1 protein-coding gene is annotated in these 1,091 nt (G+C 62.3%); it reads right to left on the bottom strand.

Annotated elements, in window-relative coordinates; translation table 11 throughout:
- A partial coding sequence (locus AC07ZS_RS29840; RefSeq protein WP_494802041.1) for a sensor histidine kinase occupies nucleotides 1-1,012 on the bottom strand: 1,012 nt, incomplete at its 3' end.
- Nucleotides 1,013-1,091: the final 79 nt, after the last annotated feature.

The following is a 1,091-nucleotide window of genomic DNA, read 5'->3' as shown; positions in this document are numbered from 1 at the left end:
GGCGAAAGCGCAGGGTGAATCGGGTGGGGTCCCTGCGCTGCACGTCGAGTTGCCCATGCAACTGCCGGGTGAGCAGGTTGACCAGCTGCAGGCCGAGCGATTCGGATTTGCTCAGGTCCATGTCGAGCGGGATGCCCTGGCCGTCGTCGCTGATGGAGAGCTTGACCACCTGTTCCGTGTCCTGGCTGATTTCCACCATCACCGTGCCGCGGCGATCTTCAGGGAAGCCGTGCTTGAGCGCGTTGCTGACCAGCTCGTTGACGATCAGGCCGCAAGGAATGGCTTCGTTGATCGGCAGCTTCACGTCCAACGCCTGGATGCCGATGCGCACCTGGCGCGAACTCAAGCCGTACGACTCGGTCAGCCGCGGCAGCAGCTCGCCCAGGAGCAGCTGGAAGTCGACCTGGGCGAAGTCCTGCGACTGGTAGAGCGTCTGGTGGATCAGCGACATGGACCGGATGCGGTTCTGGCTGTCGCGCAGCAGATCGACCATGTCGGCGTTGCTGATCTTGAGGGCTTGCAGGTCCAGCAGGCTGTGGATCACCTGCAAGTTGTTCTTGACGCGGTGGTGCACTTCCTTGAGCAGGAGGTCTTTCTGCTGCAACGCGTCCTGGATGCGCTTTTCGTTCTGTTTGCGCTCGCTCAGATCCAGAATAACCGTCAGGATCATCGGCCCTTCGCCGGTTTCCACCGGGTTGATGGCGATCTCCACCGGGAACTCTCTGCCGTCCTTGCGCATGCCGCTGAGGTCGCGGCCGGCGCCCATGGGCCGGGCGCTGGGCTTGGCCAGGAAATCGCCTCGGTGGCCGGGATGCATGTGGCGGTAGCGCGAGGGCAGCAGCACCTCGACCTTCTGGCCAATCAGCTCGTCACTCGCGTAGCCGAAGCTGGTCTCGGCCAGCTCGTTCGTGCGGATGATCTCGCCGTTCTTGTCGACGACGAGCATCGCGATCGGAATGCGGTTGAAGGCTTGGCCAAGGTATTCATCCAGTGCAAGGTGTTGTGCGGTCATCGGTGTCTCCTCCAAGGAAGACTGGCCGCTGCGACCAGCGTCCAAGAAACATGGTGTGAGGCGCGCCAAGCCAGTTTTT

The sequence above is a fragment of the Hydrogenophaga sp. GW456-12-10-14-TSB4 genome (assembly GCF_059424305.1).
This window is presented reverse-complemented; position numbering and strand designations above follow the sequence as displayed.